Raw genomic sequence first — 19,899 nt, forward strand, 5'->3', positions numbered from 1 at the left:
CGTCATGGCGCGTGTACGGCCCGGCGAGGCGGCGAACCCGGCACCCCCGACGGTGCAGCGGATTCGTGTGCGCTTCGCCAAGCGGGGCCGGCTGCGTTTCCTGTCACACCGCGACATCGCCCGGGCGTTCGAACGTGCGGTGCGCCGCGCGGGGGTCCCGGTGTCGCACTCGCACGGGTTCAGCCCGCACCCGCGGCTGTCCTGGATCGGCGCCGCGCCCACCGGCGCGGCGAGCGAGGCCGAGTACATGGAGATCGGGCTCACCCGTGAGGTGGATCCCGCGCAGCTGGCCGACGCGCTCGACCGGGCGCTGCCGTCGGGGCTCGACGTGCTGGAGGCGGTCCTCGCCACGCCGCCCGCGCTGGCCGACCGGATCGACGCCGTGCGCTGGGCCATCGAGCTGCCCGGGGTGGCCGAGGCCGAGCTCCGCGCGGCCGTCGACGCGTTGCTGGCGGAGGAGTCCGTCGTCATCGAGCGTGTCACACCGTCGGGTCGAAAGCAGATCGACGTCCGGAAAGCCCTGGTGAGGGCCACGGTCCTGACCGCGAGCAACGGTCCGGGGCTCGCGACCGCAACCGCAGCGGTTGCGGGCTGTGCGATACTGACCGCGGTCGTGCGGCAGACGACACCCGCCGTTCGACCCGACGATGTGTTGGGTGCACTCGACGTTGTCGCAGGCCTCACGCCGCCGGTACCCGCGAGGGCGACCCGGATGGCGCAGGGACTGCTCGACGACTCGGGTGAGCTCGCCGATCCGTTCGGCACTGGCCGGGTCACCGCCCAGGTCTGAGCGGCTCGGTGCGACGAGGGAGCCCCCCGCGCCGCGCCGCGGCCACCGTCGAGATACACCGCAGCTGAGGATTGCTCCCCGCGCACCGCGCGGGGAGAGAACGATTGACGTAGGGCCCCTGCGCGGCCGCCCCCTCACCAGGAGGCGCCCGGGGGCGAAGGAGCTGAATGTCGAACAACGATGCGCCCGCCGGTAGCACCGGCGGGCCGTCCGTGCTGGCCGACCTGCCCGCCAAGCTGCGGGTGCACGCCCTGGCCAAGCTGATCGGACGCACCAGCCGCGAGGTGCTCGCGACCCTGTCGGAGCTGGGCGCCGAGGTGCGCAGCCCGCAGTCGAGCGTCGACCGGACGCTCGCCGAGCGGGTCGTCACGGCGCTGCTGCCCGACGCGGGCGCGGAGGACGAGACCGCCGTCGCGGACGACGCCTACGAGGACGCGACGACGACGGTCCCCGCCCCGGCGCTCCCCGACATCCCGGCCGACGTCGCGGCCGCCGCCGCGGCGGGTGAGGCCGCCGTGGCCGCCGATCCCGTCGCCGCCGAGGCCGACGAGGTCGCCGCGCCGCCGCCGCTGTTCGCCGCGCCGGTCTTCCAGGCCCCCGCCGCCGAGCGCCGCGCGACCCGGCGCACCCGCGCCGCGTCGTCCGCCCCCGAGGCGGCCGACCCGTTCCGTGTCGTCGAGGCGCCCACCACCGGCCCGACCGGCGAGGCCGACGACGACACCGTGGCCGACGGCGACGACGTCGAGGACACCGTGGCCGACGGCGACGTCGACGACACCGAGGTCGACGCCGACGACTCCGACGACGACGCCTCGGGTCGGCGTCGCCGCCGCCGTGGCCGCCGTGGCCGTGGCCGGGGCCGGGGCTCCGACGCCGAGTCGGGCGACTCCGACTCCGACTCCGACGGGGCCGACGCCGCGCCCGGCCGGTCCGACGACAGCTCCGACGACAGCTCCGACGATGCCGATCCCGCCGCCGACGAGTCCGACGCCGACGAGTCCGACACCGACTCCGGCGATGACGGCGACTCCGACGACGCGGACGACGCCGCCGGCTCCCGGCGCAGGCGCCGCCGTCGCCGCCGTCGCGGCAACGGCGACGACGTCGAGTCCTCCGACGACCCGCCCGGCACCGTCACCCGCGTCCGCACCCCCCGCGAGCGCAGCAACGACGACGAGGCCTCCGACGGCGTGCAGAGCGTCCGCGGCTCGACCCGTCTCGAGGCCAAGCGCCAGCGCCGCCGCGACGGCCGCGACGCCGGCCGCCGCCGCGTCCCGATCCTCACCGAGGCCGAGTTCCTGGCCCGCCGCGAGTCCGTCGACCGGTCGATGGTCGTGCGCGAGCACGGCGACCGCGTCGAGATCGCCGTCCTCGAGGACGACGTGCTCGTCGAGCACTTCGTCGCGGGCGGCACCCACGACGGCAACGGCCCGTCGGGCTCGTCGATGGTGGGCAACATCCACCTCGGCCGTGTGCAGAACGTGCTGCCCAGCATGGAGGCCGCGTTCGTCGACATCGGGCGCGGCCGCAACGCCGTGCTCTACGCCGGCGAGGTCGACTGGGACGCCGCAGGCCTCAACGGCAAGGCCCGCCGCATCGAGCAGGCCCTGTCGACCGGTGACAGCGTCCTCGTCCAGGTGACCAAGGACCCCATCGGGCACAAGGGCGCCCGGCTGACCACGCAGATCAGCCTGGCCGGGCGCTTCCTGGTCTACGTCCCCTCCGGCGGCACCGCCGGCATCAGCCGCAAGCTGCCCGACACCGAGCGCAAGCGGCTCAAGGACATGCTCAAGGAGATCGTCCCGGCCGAGGCCGGGGTCATCATCCGCACCGCGTCCGAGGGCGTCACCCAGGAGGCCCTGGAGCGCGACGTGCGTCGCCTGCAGGCGCAGTGGGACGTCGTCAAGAGCAAGGCCGACGCCACCGGCCCGAACAAGGTCAAGGCCCCCGCGCTGCTCTACGAGGAGCCCGACCTGCTGGTCAAGGTCGTCCGCGACCAGTTCAACGAGGACTTCACCCGGCTGGTCGTCTCCGGCGACGACGCGTGGGAGACCGTCTCCAGCTACATCGGCCACGTCGCCCCGGAGCTGGCCGACCGCCTGCACCGCCACGTCGGCCCCGGTGACGTCTTCACCGAGTACCGCATCGACGAGCAGCTGCTCAAGGCGCTCGACCGCAAGGTGTGGCTGCCCTCGGGCGGCACGCTGGTCATCGACCGCACCGAGGCGATGACGGTCGTCGACGTCAACACCGGCAAGTTCACCGGGTCCGGCGGCAACCTCGAGGAGACCGTCACCCGCAACAACCTCGAGGCGGCCGAGGAGATCGTCCGTCAGCTGCGGCTGCGCGACATCGGCGGCATCATCGTCGTCGACTTCATCGACATGGTGCTCGAGGCCAACCGCGACCTGGTGCTGCGCAGGCTCACCGAGTGCCTGGCCCGCGACCGCACCCGCCACCAGGTGGCCGAGGTGACCTCCCTCGGCCTGGTGCAGATGACGCGCAAGCGGGTCGGCGGCGGGCTGCTGGAGCACTTCTCGATGCCGTGCGAGCACTGCCGCGGGCGTGGGGTCATCGTGTCGACCGACGGCGACGCCAAGAGCGACAAGGGCGAGCACAAGCACGACAAGGGCGAACGGCAGAACGAGCGGGAGGGCCGTCGCGGCCGCAACCGCAACCGTCGCGACGACGCCCGCCCGGAGCCGGCCGAGGAGCGCCCCTCGGCGTCGGCCGACATCGCCGTCGTCGCGGCGTCGATCGCGTCGGAGGGCAAGCCGGAGGGCCGGACCGCGCAGCCCGCGCTCCGCCTCGCCGGAGCCGATGATCCCGACGGCGCTCCGGGGGCCACCGAGGTCGCCGCAGCCGCCGCGGTGTCCCCGGTCGACGCGGCACCGGCGTCCGACGCGGTTCCCGCGCAGGACGACGTTGCTGCCGCGCAGAACGAGGTGACTGCCACGCAGAACGACGTGGCTGCCGTGCAGGACGACGTTGCTGCCGTGCAGGACGACGCGCCGCGCGGGCGCAGCCGCCGGGTCCGGTCGCGCAGGTCGGCGACCACCTCCGACGAGTCCGCGGCCTCCGTGGCGGCGGACTCCCCGGAGCCGGGCGGGTCACGAGAGGCAGGCGGGTCCCGGGAGGCAGGGGAGTCGCAGCAGGCAGGGGAGACCGTGCCGCCGGCGGAGTCCGTGCGGCCGGCCGCGCCGACGCCCCAGCCCGTCGACCCGGCGATCACCGGTGCCGCCGCGGCCGAGGGGGCCCCGGCCACGTCGGCGCCCGCGACAGCCGACGACACCCCGGCCGACGACACCCCGGCCGACGACACCCCGGTCGCCGTCGCCGGGCACGCCGAGCGCAACGGTGCCCCGGCGAGCAACGGCGCCGCGCCGGCCCTCAACGGGCACGACCCGGTTCCCACCAACGGCGTCGCACCGCATCCCGACGACGCCGGAGACCGTCCGCGCCGGCGCAGGGGCCGCGTCACCCGCACCGCGGGCTCGCCGAGCGGGGCGGCCGCGGCCGTCATCACCGCACCCCTTCCCGGGCCCGCGACGGAGGAGGCTGCGGCCGCGCCCGTGACGGTCGCGCCGCAGCCCGAGCCCGTCACCGAGGCACGTCCGCGCAGGCAGCGGCGTGCCGCGTCACGCCCGGCGGGTCCGCCCGCCGGGACCGATGAGAAGGCCGGGGAGTAGACCGGGGACCCGGTTTGACCCTGGAGAAATCCGTTCCGTACCCTGGGACACCGGAGCCGCGCCCGCGCATGTCGACGGGATGTGGCGGCGCGCACGCAGCGCGCCTCGTGTCCCCCGATATTCAGGAGTCGTGCGTCAACGATGTACGCGATCGTCAAGACCGGCGGCAAGCAGTACAAGGTGGCCGTGGACGACGTGCTGACCGTCGAGAAGATCGACGGTGAGCCCGGCGCCGAGATCAGCCTGCCGGCCCTGCTGCTCGTCGACGGCGGCCAGCTCACCACCGACGCGGACGCGTTGGCCAAGGCCTCGGTGACCGCCACGGTCGTCGAGCACACCAAGGGCCCGAAGATCCGCATCCACAAGTTCAAGAACAAGACCGGGTACCACAAGCGTCAGGGCCACCGTCAGCCGCTGACCAGGGTCCAGGTCACGGCGATCAGCAAGTAAGGAGACCTGGACATGGCTCACAAGAAGGGTGCGTCCAGCTCGCGCAACGGGCGTGACTCCAACGCCCAGCGGCTCGGCGTCAAGCGCTTCGGCGGCCAGGCCGTCAACGCGGGCGAGATCCTCGTTCGTCAGCGCGGCACCAAGTTCCACCCGGGCGACGGTGTCGGCCGCGGTGGCGACGACACGCTGTTCGCGCTGGTCGAGGGCTCGGTCGAGTTCGGCTTCAAGCGCGGTCGCAAGACCGTGAACGTGGTTCCGGTCCAGGTCTGAGGCCTGCACCACCGCGATCTTCAGCAACGGCGGGCTGCCCAGCAGGGCGGCCCGCCGTTTGCGTTCTCATGAGGTAGGAGAAACCTGATGTCTCGGTTCGTCGACCGGGTCGTTGTCCATGCGACCGCGGGAAGCGGTGGCAACGGCTGCGCGTCGGTCCACCGGGAGAAGTTCAAACCCCTCGGCGGTCCCGACGGCGGCAACGGCGGACGCGGCGGCTCGATCGTGCTCGTCGTCGACCCCGGCGTGCACACGCTGCTCGACTTCCACCACCGCCCGCACGCCAAGGCCCGCAACGGCAAGGAGGGCCAGGGCAGCTTCCGTGCCGGCGCCAACGCCGAGGACCTGGAGCTGGCCGTGCCCGACGGGACCGTCGTGTTCGGGGAGGACGGCGAGATCATCGCCGACCTCGTCGGTGCCGGTACCCGGTTCGTCGCGGCCGAGGGTGGTCGTGGTGGGCTCGGCAACGCGGCGTTGTCGTCGGCCGCTCGCAAGGCCCCCGGGTTCGCCCTGCTCGGCGAGGAGGGTGAGACCCGCGAGCTGGTCCTCGAGCTGCGGTCCATGGCCGACGTCGGACTCGTCGGGTTCCCGTCGGCGGGCAAGTCGTCGCTGGTCGCCGCGCTGTCGCAGGCGCGCCCGAAGATCGCCGACTACCCGTTCACCACGCTCGTCCCGCAGCTCGGCGTCGTCAGCGCGGGCGACTCGGTGTTCACCGTCGCCGACGTCCCCGGGCTCATCCCGGGTGCCTCCGAGGGCCGTGGCCTGGGGCTGGACTTCCTGCGCCACATCGAGCGCTGCTCCGTGCTCGTCCACGTCGTCGACTGCGCGACGTTCGAACCCGGCCGCGACCCGGTCGCCGACGTCCGCGCCCTCGAGCAGGAGCTGGCCCGCTACACCCCGGCCCTTGGTGGTGACCTCGCGGAGCGTCCGCGGCTGATCGCGCTCAACAAGATCGACGTGCCCGACGCCGCCGACCTCGTCGACATCGTCACCGGCGACCTGACCGCCGAGTTCGGCTGGCCGGTGTACGCGATCTCCACGGCCAGCCATGCCGGGCTGCGGGAGCTGTCGTTCGCGATGGCCGCGCAGGTCGCCGACTACCGGGCGGCGCAGCCCGTCGCCGAGGCGACCCGCGTCGTCATCCGGCCGCAGGCCGTCGACGACAGCGGCTTCACCGTCGAGGTCGACCCCGAGGAGGAGGGCGGCTTCCTCGTGCGGGGGCAGCGGCCCGAGCGTTGGATCCGCCAGACCAACTTCGACAACGACGAGGCCGTCGGCTACCTCGCCGACCGGCTCGCCCGGCTCGGCGTCGAGGAGGCGCTGGCCAAGGCCGGAGCCGTCCCCGGCTGCCCGGTGACGATCGGCGACTACGTGTTCGAGTGGCAGCCCAGCACGCCGGCCGGGGTCGCGACGTTGATGTCGGGCCGCGGCACCGATCGCCGCCTCGACCAGAACGACCGCGTCAGCGCTTCCGTCCGCAAGGCCGCCCGCGCCGAGCGGCGCCGTCACCGCACCGACGACGAGCTCGCCGCGGAGGCCGAGGCCGACCTCGGCGACGACCCCGACGACGTGGCCCCCGACGACGTGGCCCCCGACGGCCTCGACCCCGACGGTCCCGGGGACGCTGCCGGCGTCCCGGGTGTCACCGAGGCCGGCGACCCCTGGGACGAGGGTGTGTGGGCCGACGAGGCCGGGCCCGACGAGGCAGAGCAGACGAGCCGGCGATGACCCCACGCGTCGTGCCCACGCCGCGCGAGCAGCTGGCCGCGGCGCGGCGGATCGTCGTCAAGGTGGGGTCGTCGTCGCTCACCAGTCTCGACGGCGGCATCGACCCCACCCGGCTCGACCGGCTCGTCGACGCCCTCGCCGGCCGTCGCGCCGCCGGGACCCAGGTCGTGCTCGTCTCCTCCGGCGCCATCGCCGCCGGGCTCGCCCCGCTGCGCCTGCACCGCCGACCCCGCGACCTCGCCACCCAGCAGGCCGCGGCGTCGGTCGGGCAGCTGCTGCTCGCGCACGCGTACTCGGCGTCGTTCGCGCGGTTCGACCTCGCCATCGGCCAGGTCCTGCTCACCGCCGACGACATGATCCGCCGCTCCCACTACCGCAACGCCCAGCGCACCCTCGAACGGCTGCTGGGGCTCGACGTGCTGCCCGTCGTCAACGAGAACGACACGGTCGCCACCGACGAGATCCGCGTCGGTGACAACGACCGGCTCGCCGCGCTCGTCGCCCACATCGTCGGCGCCGACGGGCTCGTCCTGCTCTCCGACGTCGACGGCCTCTACGACGGCGATCCCCGCAAGCCGGGGTCGTCGCTGGTCGCGGAGGTCGACGACCCCGTCGACCTGCAGTCCGTCCAGATCGCCCGGCCCGGCCAGGGCAGCCTCGGCCGTGGCGGGATGGGCACCAAGATCACTGCGGCGGCGATGGCCTCGGCCGCCGGCATCCCCGTGCTGCTGACCTCGGCCGAGGAGGTCACCGCCGCTCTCGACACTGCCGCCGACGGCCCCAAGACCGGCACCGCGTTCCGGCCCTCGGGCCGGCGGATGTCGGCGCGCCGGTTCTGGCTGCGCCACGCCGCCGACGTCCACGGCCGCCTCGACCTCGACGCCGGCGCGGTCGCCGCCGTCATCGGCCGCCGCCGTTCCCTGCTGGCCGCGGGCATCCACGGCATCTCGGGCGACTTCGTCGCCGGCGACGTCGTCGATCTCGTCGGCCCCGACGGGGTCGTCGTCGCCCGGGGGGTCGTGGGCTACGACGCGAGCGAGCTCCCCGCGATCATCGGCCGGCGCACCTCGCAGCTGCCGCCCGAGCAGCGCCGCGAGGTCGTCCACGCCGACGACCTCGTCCCCCTGACCTGCGCGCCGCGCCGACGCCCCCGCGCCCAACCGCACTGTCGCCGATCCGCTCCGGAACGACCGTGTGGTTGCGCGCGGGTCGGGGTGCGTGCGGGCCGGCCGGAGCGGGGCGCAACCTCACGGTCGTGGTTACGGCTCGGGACGACCGTGAGGTTGCGCGCGGGGGCGTCGCAGCCGGCCAGGGGTGATCGTCCGGGATGCCCGGGCGGGCGGGCGGTGGCAGACTCCCGCGGATGGGTTCCGCGCAGGAGGCGCGAGCGCGGATGGTCGACGCGCTGCGCCGCGACGGCCGCGTGCGCACCGACGCCGTCGCGCGGGCGATGAGCACCGTCCCGCGGCACCTTTTCCTGCCGGACTCGACCGTCGAGACCGCCTACGCGGACAACGCCGTCGTCACCAAGGTCGTCGACGGGGTGGCGCTGAGCTCGGCGTCGCAGCCGTCGATGGTGGCGATCATGCTGGAGCAGCTGGACCTGCGCCCCGGGCAGCGGGTGCTCGAGATCGGGGCCGGGACCGGCTACAACGCGGCGCTGATGGCGCAGCTGGTCGGCCGGGCGGGCGTCGTGACGTCGGTCGACATCGACGAGGACATCGTCGTCGCCGCGGCGGGCCACCTCGTCGCGGCCGGGTGCCCCGACGTCGTGCTCGTCACCGGCGACGGCGCGCTGGGCCACCCGGCGGGTGCACCATACGACCGGGTGGTGCTGACGGTCGGCGCCGCCGACCTGCGGCCGGAGTGGGTCGCGCAGCTCGCGGCGGGCGGCCGGTTGCTGCTGCCGTTGCGGGTGCGGGGAAGCCAGCTGTCGGTGGCGCTCGACCTGGGTGCGGACGGGCTGCTGCGCAGCGCGTCGGTGCGGTCGTGCGCGTTCATCCGGCTCCGTGGGGAGGGCGCGGGGGAGGAGCAGGTGGTCGCGCTCGACGACGAGGGCTGGTGGGCCGAGCTCGCCGACCCCGGCACGTCGCTGCCCGACCGCGACGCGATCCGCGGGGCGCTGGACCGGCCGGGCCCGGAGACGACGTTGGGTGTCCGGTTGGCGGGGGCCGACGTCTGGGACGGCCTCGGGCTCTGGCTCGCCCTCGCCGAACCGACGGTGTTCCGGCTGCTCGCCCGCGACGCCGCCGCCGCGTCGGACACGGCGGCGGAGCTGGTGGCGATCGCGGGTGCCCGGGCGACGCTCGCCGTCCCGGGGGTGGGCGGGTTCGCGGCGATCGTGCAGGACGACGACGGTGGTCCGGCCCGGGTCCGCTGTCATGGTGACGTCGGTCCGGAACTGGCGGCGCACGTCGCGGGGCTCGTCGCGGCGTGGGTGGGTGCCGAGCGGCCGCACTCGGCGGACCTGCAGCTGACGGTGTCACCGCGCGGGACCGTCCGGCCCCCGGGGCGGTGCCGGGTGGAGCTGCCGTCGGCGACGGTACTGGTGGAGCACCTCCGCCCGCCGGCGCCCTGAGCCCGGTCAGCCCGCCTGGGCCAGCGCGAACGGCAGCACCGCGGGGGCGCCGGCGAGCCGGACCGCCCGGGTGGCCACGGTCATGGTCCAGCCGCTGTCGATCACGTCGTCGACGAGCAGGACCGGGCCGTCGAGCCCGTCGAGCGAGGGCAGCGACGCGGTGTCGAACGCGTCGGCGACCGCGGCGAGGCGCTGCGCGGAGTTGTCCCGCGCGGGCGGCCGTTCGCCGTGCGGCGCCAGCGTTCCCAGCAGCGGCAGCCGCCCGATGTCGGCGATCCGCCGGGCCAGGTGGTCGAGCTGGTGCGGGCGGGTGCGCGACCCGATGCCCACGACCCCGACCGGGCGCCGCGCCCAGTCCCACCCCTTGAGGACGGTCACGACCGCGTCGAGGACGTCCTTGGGGACGGGCTGGTCGTCGCCGGTGACGAGCTCGCGCAACCGGGTCCCCCAGCCGATGTCGGATAGCCGGCCGATGACGCGGCCCTCCTCGGCGACCTCGCCGGCGGAGATGCGGCCCGCCAGCGGGACCCCCACGTCCTTCATGCCGCTCGGCCACTGCTTGCGGGGCGCGACGACGACGCCGGGCCGGGCGATCCGGGCCGCGGCCGCGGTGGCGGCTGCCGCGTCGACCTCGGGGGAGAACACCTGTCCGGTGCAGACGTCGCAGCGTCCGCAGCGCGGGTCGTCGGCGGCGCCGGGGTCGTCGAGCTGGGAGCGCAGGAACGCGAGCCGGCACCGGTCGGTCGCGATGTAGTCGAGCATCGCCTGCTGTTCGACCTTGCGGGCCGCGGCGATGCGCTGGTGGCGCTCGGCGTCGTAGAACCAGGGCTCGCCGGTGGAGATCCAGCCGCCCTTGACGCGCTTGGCGGCGCCGTCGCTGTCGAGGACCTTGAGCAGCATCTCCAGCCGGGTGCGGGAGAGGTCGACCCGGGTCTCGATCGAGGCCGTCGACAGCGGCGAACCCGACAGCACGTCGAGGGTCTGGCGGACCAGCGGCTCGGGCGGGAAGGCCAGCGAGGCGAAGTAGTTCCAGATGTCGCGGTCCTCCCGCCCGGGCAGCAGCACGACCTCGGCGTGGTCGAGCGCGCGGCCCGCGCGGCCGATCTGCTGGTAGTAGGCCACCGGCGAGGCCGGTGCCCCGAGGTGCACGACGAACCCCAGGTCGGGCTTGTCGAAGCCCATGCCGAGCGCACTCGTGGCCACCAGCGCCTTGACGCGGTTGCCCAGCAGGTCGGCCTCCGCGGCGAGCCGCGCCTCGGGGTCGGTCTTGCCGGTGTAGGAGGCGACGGCGTACCCGCGTTCGCGCAGGAAGGCGGCCACCTCCTCCGCGGCCTGGATCGTGAGCGTGTAGACGATCCCCGCGCCCGGCAGCTCGTCGAGGCGCGACGCGAGCCAGCCCATCCGCTGCGCCGGTGTGACCAGCTGAACGACCGAGAGCCGGAGGCTGTCGCGGTCGAGCGTGCCGCGCAGCACCAGCGGCTCGCCCGAGGCCAGGCCCAGCTGCTCGGTGACGTCGACGACGACGCGGTCGTTCGCGGTGGCGGTGGTGGCCAGCACGGGGATGCCGTCGGGCAGGTCGGCGATCAGGTTGCGCAGCCGCCGGTAGTCGGGCCGGAAGTCGTGCCCCCAGTCGGACACGCAGTGCGCCTCGTCGACCACCAGCATCCCCGCGGACGCGGTGAGCCGCGGCAGGACCCGGTCGCGGAAGTCGGGGTTGTTGAGCCGCTCCGGGCTGACCAGCAGCACGTCGACCTCGCCGGTGTCGATCGCGGCGTACGTGGCGTCCCAGTCGTCGACGTTCGCGCTGTTCACCGTGACCGCGTGGATCCCGGCGCGGGCCGCCGCGTCGATCTGGTTGCGCATCAGCGCCAGCAGCGGCGACACGATGACGGTCGGCCCGGCGCCCTGCTCGCGCAGCAGCCCCGTCGACACGAAGTAGACCGCGGACTTGCCCCACCCGGTGCGCTGCACGACGAGCGCCCGTCTGCGCTCGGCGACCAGGGCGTGGATCGCGGTCCACTGGTCCTCGCGCAGCCGCGCGCCGGGCCCGGCCAGGCCCGCGAGCAGCTCCTCGGCGCGGTCGCGCAGTACGGGACCGGCGCCGTCGCGCAGTGCGGGACCGGCGCCGTCGCGCGGAGCGGGGGCGGTGGGGGGAGCCATGCCCCCATGGTGCCCGCCGCCACCGACGTTTCCGCACCGGTCTCCCGTGAGACAGCTCGACGTCCGCGTTGTGACTCGCGGCACCCGATGAGACGCCTCTGGGCGGAACGGGGCACCGGCAGGCAGGATGCGAGACGTGAGCCCACTCCAGTCGCCGTCGTTCGGGTCGGTCGCCGACGTGACCGAGCGGCTCGCGGCGGCCGGCTACCTCGCGTCGACGGCCGTCGCCACCACCGTGTTCCTCGCCGACCGGCTCGGCAAGCCGCTGCTCGTGGAGGGCCCGGCGGGCGTCGGCAAGACCGAGCTGGCCAAGGCCGTCGCCGAGTCGACCAAGGCGGAGCTCGTCCGCCTGCAGTGCTACGAGGGCATCGACGAGGCCCGCGCGCTCTACGAGTGGAACCACGCCAAGCAGCTGCTGCGGATCACCGCGAGCCAGGGCGCGGAGAGCTGGGACCGCACCCGTGACGACGTGTTCTCCGAGGAGTTCCTGCTCCCGCGGCCGCTGCTCACCGCGATCCGGCGCCCCGACCCGACCGTGCTGCTCGTCGACGAGATCGACAAGGCCGACGTCGAGGTCGAGGGCCTGCTGCTGGAGGTGCTGTCGGACTACCAGGTGACCGTCCCGGAGATGGGCACGATCACGGCGACGCGCAAGCCGTTCGTGGTGCTGACGTCGAACTCCACGCGGGAGCTGTCGGAGGCGCTCAAGCGGCGCTGCCTGTTCCTGCACCTCGACTTCCCCGACGCCGACCTGGAACGGCGCATCGTCGCGAGCCGGGTCCCGGAGCTGACCGACGCGCTCACCGACGCCCTCGTGCGCACCGTGCGGGTGCTGCGCGGGCTGGAGCTGCGCAAGGCGCCGTCGGTGGCCGAGACGATCGACTGGGGCCGCACCCTGCTGGCGCTCGGGATGGACACCCTCGACGACGACGCCGTGCGCACGACGCTGGGCGTCGTCCTCAAGCACCAGTCCGACCAGATCAAGGCGGCAGCGGAGCTGAGGTTGAACTGATGGCGTTGCTCGCCCCGCACGGCCTGCCCGGGCATCTCGTCGACTTCGTCGCCGCGCTGCGGTCGCACGGGGTCGCGGTCGGGCCGGGGGAGACCATCGACGCCGCGAAGGTGCTCACCGCGCTGGACCTGCTGCACCGCGACCAGCTCCGCGAGGGCCTCGCCGCCGCGGTGCTGCGCCGGTCGGGGCAGCGCAAGGTGTTCGACACCCTGTTCGACCTGTTCTTCCCGGCCGCGCTGGGCGCCGGCTCCGGGGAGGTCGAGGTGCCGCGGGTCGGGGACGCCGACGACGGCGACGTCGACGTCGAGGCCCTGCGCGACATCCTCGCCGACCTGCTGCGCGACGGTGACGACGCCGCACTGGCCGAGCTGGCCCGCGCGGTCGTCGACGCGTTGGCGCGCACCGGGTCGGGCGGGGCGGGGGACCGGCCGGGCGCGCAGCCGAGCTGGTCGGCCTACCAGGCGCTGCGCGTGCTCTCGCCGGAGACGCTGCTGGCGCGGATCGTCGAGGCGCTGCGCGATCCCGACATCGAACCCGGTTCGTTCGCCGACGAGGTGCTGCGCCGCGAGCTCCGCGACCGCATCGCCCGGTTCCGCGACATGATCACCGACGAGGTCCGCAGGCGGACCGCGGAGACCCGCGGCCGCGAGCAGGTCGCCCGGACCGCGGTGCCCAAGCAGGCCGAGCAGGTCGAGTTCCTCTCCGCCTACGCCGGTCAGCTCGCAGAGCTGCGCCGCACCGTGCACCCGTTGGCGCGCAGGCTCGCGGCCCGGCTCGCGGTGCGCCGCAAGCACGCCAAGCGGGGCGAGCTCGACATGCGCCGCACGCTGCGACGCTCGATGTCCACCGGCGGGGTCCCGATGAACCCCGCGTTCAGGGCGCGCCGGCCCGGCCGCCCCGACCTCGTCGTGCTGTGCGACGTGTCCGGGTCGGTCGCGGGGTTCAGCCACTTCACGTTGTTGCTGGTCCAGGCGTTGCGGGAGCAGTTCAGCAAGGTGCGGGTGTTCGCGTTCGTCGAGCGTGCCGACGAGGTGACCCATCTGTTCGAGCCGGGTGCGGAGCTGTCGGGGGTGATGAACCGGGTGCTGCGCGAGGCTTCGCTCGTCGCCTTCGACGGGCACTCCGACTACGGCGGCTCCTTCGGCAGCTTCGCCGAGTACTGGTCGGACGCGCTCACCCCGCGCAGCTCGCTGCTGATCCTGGGTGACGCCCGCACCAACTACCGCGACCCCAACCTGACGGTGCTGCGTCGCCTCGCCGGCCGGGCCCGGCACACGCACTGGCTCAACCCGGAGCCGCGGCGGCAGTGGGGGACGGGCGACTCGGCGGCGCTGCGCTACGCCGATGTCGTCCCGATGCACGAGTGCCGCACCGCGGCGCAGCTGGCGTCGGTCGTGGAGTCGCTGCTCCCGATCTGAGAGCGTGTATGCCGCTTGACGTATATGCCTGAAGCGGTATGTTCGACGTGTGTCCGAGCCGTTCGCCGTCGTCGCCGACCCGACGCGGCGGCGTGTCCTCGACCTGTTGCGCACCGGCCCGCGCACCGTCACCGACCTGGTCGACGCCCTCGGCGTCAGCCAGCCGACCGTCTCCAAGCACCTGCGGGTGCTGCGCGAGGCCGGGATCGTGACGGTCCGCGCCGAGGCGCAGCGCCGCTGGTACGAGCTGCGTCCCGAGCCGCTCGCCGCGATCGACGACTGGCTCGCGCCCTACCGCTGGATGTGGGCCGACCGCCTCGACGCGCTCGGCCACCACCTCGACCGGATGGAGGACCCCGATGCCTGATCCAGACCCCGGCCCGGGCCCGGACCCCGAGTTCGCCCCCGCCGCCGACCGCTGGGCCTTGCGCCTGGAACGCCGTTACGCCCACCCCGTCGACACGGTGTGGCGTGCCGTCACACAGCCCGTGCACCTCGCGCAGTGGTTCCCGTCGGCGGTCGAGGTGGACCTGCGGGTCGGCGGGACGATGACGTTCACCTTCGGTGAGGGCGGCCCGCACCTCACCGGCGAGGTGACCGCGCTCGACCCGCCGCGCCTGCTCGCGTTCACCTGGGGCGAGGACGACATGCGGTTCGAGCTCGAACCCGACGGCGACGGCACCCGGTTCGTGCTGGTCACGACCTTCGACGACCGCTACGGCGCGCCGAGCTACGCCGCAGGCTGGGACATGTGCCTGGCCGCGCTCTCGCCCGTCCTGGCCGGAACGCCGGTGCCGCCGTCGGGGCGGGCCGTCTCCCGGCACGAGGAGCTCGTCGCGCGCTTCGGGCTCGACCGTCCGGAGGTCACCGACGGCCCGGCCGGCTGGTCCGCGCGCTGGGAACGGCAGCTGACCTGCCCGGCCGAGGTGGCGTGGGACCTGTTCCTGGGCGGACTCCCCGCGCCGGGGGTGGGGGAGCCGTTCCGGGCCCCGGCCGCGCAGGAGGTCGCGCTCGGCACGGTCGTCGAGGCCGACCGGCCGCGGGTCCTCGCGCTCGACGTCGCGCCGACCGAGCCCGGCGACACCGTCCGCCTCGAGCTCGGCGACGGCACCGGCCACGGCGCCCGCCTGGTGCTCACGGTGACCGGCACCGACGCCGGGGAGCGCGACGCGGCCGTCGACCAGTGGGGTGGCGGCGCGGTCGCGCACGTCGCCGCCGAGGCCGCGGCCTGGGCGTCCGCGCACGCCTGAGCGCCGGGTACCCTCACCGGGTGGAGATCGTTCCCGACCGCCGAGCCCGGTGAGCTTCCGTCGCGCCAGTCGTGGCGCCGCCGCGACCCCCGGCCGCTCCGGCGCTCCCTGCCGCGTGACCGTCTGCCGCGGCTGTTGCTGCGGCACCGCGCGCAAGCACCCCGGTGTCGACCACCTCGCACAGCTCGACCGGCTCGTCGACGGCATCGGCGACACCGGCAAGGTCAGGGCCAGCGACTGCCTCGACGTGTGCGCACAGTCCAACGTCGTGGTGGTGTCGCCGTCCTCGGCGGGCCGGGCCGCGGGAGCGCGCCCCATCTGGCTGCGCGACGTGCTCGACGACGACGTCACCGAGGGCATCGTGGAGTGGGTGCGCGCGGGCGGTCCGGGCGTGGTCGACGCCCCGGACCTGGTGAGCCTGTTCGTGTTCGCGCCGTCGCGAAAGGTCCGTTCCCAGCTCCCCGGCTGATCACGCCGCCGTCCGGGCGGGCCGTATCGTGACGGTCGTGGCCTCGGTGTCCGTCCTCGGTCCGCTGCGCGCGGACGTCGACGGCCGCCCGGCCGACCTGGGCGGTCCCCGGCAGCGTGCGGTACTCGCGCGGCTCGCCGTCGCGGGCGGCCAGCCCGTGTCGGCCGACCTGCTCGTCGACGACATCTGGTCGGGTGAACCGCCGCCCCGCGCGTTGGCCGCGTTGCAGGTCCACGTCTCGCACCTGCGGCGCATCCTCGAACCGCACCGGCCGCCGCGGGCACCGGCGACGGTCCTGGTCAGCGTCGCGCCCGGCTATGCACTGAACCTGGCGCCCGACGCCCTCGACGCGCGGCGGGCCGCGCGCCTGCTCGACGAGGCCGCCGCGTTGCCGCCCGCCGCCGCGGTCGCGCCGCTGCGCGCGGCGCTGGACTGCTGGGCGGGTCCCGCGTACGCCGAGTTCGCCGACGCGCCGTGGGCCGCACCCGAGGCGGCGAGGCTCGCGGAACTGCGGTTGCAGGCCGTGGAGCGGCTCGCGGAGGCCCGGCTGGCGACGGGGGAGGCCGCGGCGGTCGTCCCTGATCTCGACCGGCACGTCCGTGACCATCCGCTGCGCGAGGAGGCGGTCCGGCTGCTGGTGCTGGCGCTGTACCGGGCCGGGCGGCAGGCCGACGCGCTCGCGGCGCTCGCGGGGGCGCGTGCGCGGCTGGTCGAGGAGCTGGGTGTCGATCCCGGTCCGGCGCTGCGGGAGCTGGAACGCGATGTCCTGGCCCAGGCGGCGCACCTGGGCGCAGCGCCGGTGGCCACGGTGAGGGCGGCGGCCGCGTCCCCGGCTCCGCCCGCCGCGCAGCCGCCCGTGCTGCTGGGCCGCGACGCCGAGCTCGACCGGCTCCGCGCCGCCGCCGCGCAGGCCGGAACGCCCGGCCCACAGGTCGTGCTCGTCTCCGCCGACGCGGGCGTCGGCAAGTCGACGCTGGTCGAGGGTTTGCGCGCCGAGCTCGCCGCGGGTGGCTGGGGCACGGTCGTCGGACGGTGCCCCGAGGCCGAGGGCGCCCCGCCCGGGTGGCCGTGGCGCGAGATCGTCACCGCCCTGACGGCGGCGCACCCGCCCGCCGCCGGGCTCGCCGACCGCCTCGCCCCGCTGCTCTCCGCCGGTCCGGTCACCCCGGACCGCACGTTCTGGCTGGCGACGGCCGTCGCCGAGCTGCTCGCCGCGCACAGTGCCGGCGCGCCCCTGCTCGTCGTGCTGGAGGACCTCCACCGTGCCGACGGCGAGTCGCTGCAGCTGCTGCGCACCGTCGCGGGAGGCCTTGCCGGGCACCGGCTCCTCGTCGTCGCGACGCTGCGGCCCGCCGAGGCGGGCGACGACCTGGCCGCCACCTTCGCCGCACTGGCGGGGCCCATCGGCGACCGCATCGAGCTGCCCGGCCTCGACCGGGCGTCCGTTGCGGAACTGTTGCGTCGCAACGGCTCCGGTGACCTGACCGAGGAAATGGTCACGCGCGTCGCCGAACGCACCGGCGGGAACCCGCTGTTCGTCCGCGAGACCGCACGGCTCGCCGCCGCCGAGGGCTGGGCGACCGCGGCGACCGCCGTCCCCGCCGGGGTGGGCGACGTGCTGCGCCGCAGGCTCGCCCGGCTGCCCGCGCAGGCCCGGACGGTGCTGCGGCAGGCGGCGGTGCTGGGGCGCGACGTCGACGTCGACACGCTACTGGCGCTCGTCGGCGAGGCGGGCGAGGACGAGGCGCTCGACGCGCTGGAGCTCGGTGTCATGTCCGGGCTGCTCACCGAGCCCGACCCGGCCCGTGTGCGGTTCGCCCACGTCCTGGTGCGCGACACGCTCTACGAGGACATGCCGCGGCTGCGCCGGACCCGGGCACACGCCGCCGCGCTCGAGGCCGTCTCCGTCGTGCGGCCGGGGGACCGGAGCGCGTTGGCGCACCACGCGCTGGCCGCGGGCGCGGCGGTCGACGCGGGGCGCGCCGTCGTCCTCGCCTCCGACGCGGCCCGCGCCGCCGCGGCCGCGGGCGCGCACCGGCAGGCCGCCGGGCTGTGGGCCGCGGTCGCCGACCGGTTCGACGCCGCCGGCCTCGACCGCGACGCCCGGCTCGACGTCCTCTGCGCGCACGTCTCCGCGCTCGCGCACGCGGGCGCCACGGCCCCGGCCGTCCGCCGCCGCGCCGAGGCCCTCGCCCTCGCCCTCGCCCCCGCCCCGGTCGCCGACCCGACGTTGACCAGGGTCGTGACCTGCTACGACGCCCCGGTGTCGTGGACGTTGCGGGCCGACAACAGCGTCGACACCCGGCTCGTGGAGGTCCTCGACGCGCTGCTCGCGCGGACCCCTGTCGACCGGGTCGCCGACCGCGTCCGGCTCCTCACCTCGCTGGTCTTCGAGATCGAGGGGGAGCAGGAGGACCGGGTGCGCGAGCTGACCGCGGAGGCGCTCGCGCTGACCGAGGGCGAGGGCGCCGACCCGGCGCTGCGCTGCCTCGCGCTCAACGCCCGCTTCTACGCGATCTTCGGGCCGGACCTGTGGCAGGAGATGAAGGGCGTCGGCACCGAGCTGGTCGAGCTGGCCGACCGCGCGGGCCTGCCCGGTTACCGGGCGCAGGGACTGCACCTGCTGTTCATGGACGCTGCTTCGGAGCAGGACCTCGATGCGGCGGGGCGCCACGTCGCCGCCGCCGTCGCCGCCGCACCGGGCGGCCAGCTCGGGTTCACCCTCGGCTGGTCGGCGATCTTCGCGGCGTTGCGGGCACTCGTCGCCGGTGACTTCGCCGCCTCCGAGGCCGCCTACGCCGAGATCGGCGCGCGGCTCGAGGCGGGCGGGGTGACCAACGCGGGGCTCATCGCGCTCCTCGGCCGGCTCGCCGTCGCGCACGCCCGCGGGACGGTGAGCGAGCAGCTCGTCGGCCTGTTCGCCATGGTGCACGAGCGGGCGCCGGTCGAGGCGGCGGAGTCGTACGCGCTCGCCCTCGCCATGGCGGGCGACCTGACGCGGGCCCGCGAGGTGTGGCGCCCCGACGTGCCGCAGCGCCGCACGTACTACTGGCAGCTCGGGATGGCCATGCGGGCCGAGACGGCCGTCGCGCTCGCCGACCGGGAGGTCGCCGCCGAGTGCTACGAGGCGTTGCGCCCCTGGGCCGGCACGCTCGCCGGGCTCTCCAGCGGCACGGTCACCCTCGGCCCCGTCGACGAGACGCTCGGCCGCCTCGCGCGGCTGCTGGGTCTGCCCGCCGAGGAGCACTTCCGCGGCGCGGTCGCCCTCGCCGAGCGACTCGGCGCGACGCACTGGGCGGCGAGGGCGTCGGCGGAGCTGGGCTGATCAGCCGAACACCAGCCGGACCCGTCGGTCGTAGCCCGGCGTGATCACCTTCAACAGGGCGACGAGCACCGGCCCGGCGACCTTGCGCATCGCCGCCAGCTCCTCGGGCGTCGTGACGGCGACGATCCGCGGCAGCTGGAACCCGATCCCCGGGCCGCCCTTGCGCTTCTGCACGGCCGCCTCGACGGCCTTCCACTCGTCGGCGGGCACGTACTGCTCGACGATCGGGAACACGTCGCGCTCCTCGGCCACGATGTGCTCGTCGAGCTCGTCGCGGACGACGCGCAGTGCCGCGGCCAGCTCCGACGCCAGCGCCGGCTGCTCCTCGGCGCGGCCGTTCGCCAGGGCGTGCGAGGCGGCACGCACGCGCTCGAGCAGCGGGTCGAGTGCGGCGTGGTCGTCGGAGAGCTCGCTGAGGTCGACGGCGGCGCCTGCCCGTGCGGCGATGACCGGCCACGCGTCGAGGTCCTCGGCGGTGTGGTGGTGGTGGATCTCGGCGCACAGGTCGCGCACCCACTTGTCGATGGCCTTGGCGCGCTTGGGCGAGCACCCGGTCCGGACGTCGGCGAGCCGCTCGGCCATCGCGGTGGTGCGGTGCAGCTCGGTGCGCATCGCGCGGTGCAGCAGGCGAAGTCCGAGCAGGTCGGGGGTGGTGGCGGTGGTGGCGGTCATCGGTCTCTCCGGTTGTTCGTGGGCTCGCTCGTCGAGCTGTCGACGACCACTGTCCGGCGACCCACTTGCGGCCGACTTGTCGTCGACT

Annotated in this window: 14 protein-coding genes and 1 pseudogene; 13 read left to right on the forward strand and 2 right to left on the reverse strand. The window is 75.1% G+C overall.

Features of this window, described 5'->3' with window-relative positions; all coding sequences use genetic code 11:
• The first annotated feature begins 4 nt into the window (after positions 1-4).
• The 7 genes and pseudogenes from AB7F12_RS10635 to fxlM all read left to right on the forward strand — a co-directional run bounded on the left by AB7F12_RS10635 (position 5) and on the right by fxlM (position 9,505).
• Complete coding sequence (locus AB7F12_RS10635; protein ID WP_428497834.1) at positions 5-790, forward strand: TIGR03936 family radical SAM-associated protein; 786 nt, start codon at positions 5-7, stop codon at positions 788-790.
• 167 nt (positions 791-957) lie between these two features.
• Positions 958-4,479: a translation initiation factor IF-2 N-terminal domain-containing protein gene (locus tag AB7F12_RS10640; RefSeq protein WP_428497833.1), complete on the forward strand. Its 3,522-nt coding sequence runs from the start codon at positions 958-960 to the stop codon at positions 4,477-4,479.
• A gap of 141 nt (positions 4,480-4,620) precedes the next feature.
• Positions 4,621-4,929 (forward strand): 50S ribosomal protein L21, encoded by a 309-nt coding sequence (gene rplU / locus AB7F12_RS10645; protein ID WP_428497832.1) that lies wholly within the window; start codon positions 4,621-4,623, stop codon positions 4,927-4,929.
• 12 nt (positions 4,930-4,941) lie between these two features.
• The gene (rpmA, locus tag AB7F12_RS10650; protein ID WP_147104275.1) at positions 4,942-5,199 is read left to right on the forward strand and encodes a 50S ribosomal protein L27; all 258 of its coding nucleotides are present in this window, start codon (positions 4,942-4,944) and stop codon (positions 5,197-5,199) included.
• Positions 5,200-5,283: 84 nt separating this feature from the next.
• Positions 5,284-6,927 carry a GTPase ObgE gene (gene obgE / locus AB7F12_RS10655; RefSeq protein ID WP_428497868.1) on the forward strand — a complete coding sequence of 548 codons (1,644 nt, stop codon included), beginning with the start codon at positions 5,284-5,286 and terminating at the stop codon, positions 6,925-6,927.
• Positions 6,924-8,057: pseudogene (gene proB, locus AB7F12_RS10660) on the forward strand (glutamate 5-kinase); the annotation flags it as partial. The gene obgE and the pseudogene proB, both read left to right, overlap by 4 nt.
• A gap of 233 nt (positions 8,058-8,290) precedes the next feature.
• Positions 8,291-9,505 (forward strand): methyltransferase, FxLD system, encoded by a 1,215-nt coding sequence (fxlM, locus tag AB7F12_RS10665; RefSeq protein WP_428497830.1) that lies wholly within the window; start codon positions 8,291-8,293, stop codon positions 9,503-9,505.
• 6 nt (positions 9,506-9,511) lie between these two features.
• Here fxlM and AB7F12_RS10670 read toward each other — a convergent pair whose 3' ends face one another.
• The gene (locus AB7F12_RS10670; RefSeq protein WP_428497829.1) at positions 9,512-11,665 is read right to left on the reverse strand and encodes a RecQ family ATP-dependent DNA helicase; all 2,154 of its coding nucleotides are present in this window, start codon (positions 11,663-11,665) and stop codon (positions 9,512-9,514) included.
• Between the two features lie 127 nt (positions 11,666-11,792).
• Here AB7F12_RS10670 and AB7F12_RS10675 point away from each other — a divergent pair, with 127 nt between their 5' ends.
• The 6 genes from AB7F12_RS10675 to AB7F12_RS10700 all read left to right on the forward strand — a co-directional run bounded on the left by AB7F12_RS10675 (position 11,793) and on the right by AB7F12_RS10700 (position 19,139).
• Positions 11,793-12,677, forward strand: a complete 885-nt coding sequence (locus tag AB7F12_RS10675; RefSeq protein WP_428497828.1) for an AAA family ATPase — start codon at positions 11,793-11,795, stop codon at positions 12,675-12,677.
• Positions 12,677-14,095 (forward strand): vWA domain-containing protein, encoded by a 1,419-nt coding sequence (locus AB7F12_RS10680; RefSeq protein WP_428497827.1) that lies wholly within the window; start codon positions 12,677-12,679, stop codon positions 14,093-14,095. Before AB7F12_RS10675 ends, AB7F12_RS10680 begins: the two co-directional genes overlap by 1 nt.
• Before the next feature lie 49 nt (positions 14,096-14,144).
• Positions 14,145-14,462 (forward strand): ArsR/SmtB family transcription factor, encoded by a 318-nt coding sequence (locus tag AB7F12_RS10685; protein WP_428497826.1) that lies wholly within the window; start codon positions 14,145-14,147, stop codon positions 14,460-14,462.
• The gene (locus tag AB7F12_RS10690; RefSeq protein WP_428497825.1) at positions 14,455-15,345 is read left to right on the forward strand and encodes an SRPBCC family protein; all 891 of its coding nucleotides are present in this window, start codon (positions 14,455-14,457) and stop codon (positions 15,343-15,345) included. The genes AB7F12_RS10685 and AB7F12_RS10690 overlap by 8 nt, the downstream gene beginning before the upstream one ends.
• Before the next feature lie 115 nt (positions 15,346-15,460).
• The gene (locus AB7F12_RS10695) at positions 15,461-15,814 is read left to right on the forward strand and encodes a hypothetical protein (RefSeq protein WP_428497824.1); all 354 of its coding nucleotides are present in this window, start codon (positions 15,461-15,463) and stop codon (positions 15,812-15,814) included.
• 37 nt (positions 15,815-15,851) lie between these two features.
• The gene (locus AB7F12_RS10700) at positions 15,852-19,139 is read left to right on the forward strand and encodes a BTAD domain-containing putative transcriptional regulator (RefSeq protein ID WP_428497823.1); all 3,288 of its coding nucleotides are present in this window, start codon (positions 15,852-15,854) and stop codon (positions 19,137-19,139) included.
• Here AB7F12_RS10700 and AB7F12_RS10705 read toward each other — a convergent pair whose 3' ends face one another.
• Entirely contained in the window at positions 19,140-19,811 is a 672-nt protein-coding gene (locus AB7F12_RS10705) for a hemerythrin domain-containing protein (protein WP_428497822.1), read from the reverse strand. It lies immediately after the preceding gene.
• Positions 19,812-19,899 lie beyond the last annotated feature (88 nt).

Source organism: Pseudonocardia sp. (genome assembly GCF_050250275.1).
GTDB lineage: Bacteria > Actinomycetota > Actinomycetes > Mycobacteriales > Pseudonocardiaceae > Pseudonocardia.

What these genes read in the sequence shown, in the direction of transcription:
- AB7F12_RS10635 (WP_428497834.1), top strand. Translation starts at nt 5, where the DNA reads ATGGCGCGTGTACGGCCCGGCGAGGCGGCGAACCCGGCACCCCCGACG.
- AB7F12_RS10640 (WP_428497833.1), top strand. Translation starts at nt 958, where the DNA reads ATGTCGAACAACGATGCGCCCGCCGGTAGCACCGGCGGGCCGTCCGTG.
- rplU (WP_428497832.1), top strand. Translation starts at nt 4,621, where the DNA reads ATGTACGCGATCGTCAAGACCGGCGGCAAGCAGTACAAGGTGGCCGTG.
- rpmA (WP_147104275.1), top strand. Translation starts at nt 4,942, where the DNA reads ATGGCTCACAAGAAGGGTGCGTCCAGCTCGCGCAACGGGCGTGACTCC.
- fxlM (WP_428497830.1), top strand. Translation starts at nt 8,291, where the DNA reads ATGGGTTCCGCGCAGGAGGCGCGAGCGCGGATGGTCGACGCGCTGCGC.
- AB7F12_RS10670 (WP_428497829.1), bottom strand. Translation starts at nt 11,665, where the DNA reads ATGGCTCCCCCCACCGCCCCCGCTCCGCGCGACGGCGCCGGTCCCGCA.
- AB7F12_RS10675 (WP_428497828.1), top strand. Translation starts at nt 11,793, where the DNA reads ATGCGAGACGTGAGCCCACTCCAGTCGCCGTCGTTCGGGTCGGTCGCC.
- AB7F12_RS10680 (WP_428497827.1), top strand. Translation starts at nt 12,677, where the DNA reads ATGGCGTTGCTCGCCCCGCACGGCCTGCCCGGGCATCTCGTCGACTTC.
- AB7F12_RS10690 (WP_428497825.1), top strand. Translation starts at nt 14,455, where the DNA reads ATGCCTGATCCAGACCCCGGCCCGGGCCCGGACCCCGAGTTCGCCCCC.
- AB7F12_RS10705 (WP_428497822.1), bottom strand. Translation starts at nt 19,811, where the DNA reads ATGACCGCCACCACCGCCACCACCCCCGACCTGCTCGGACTTCGCCTG.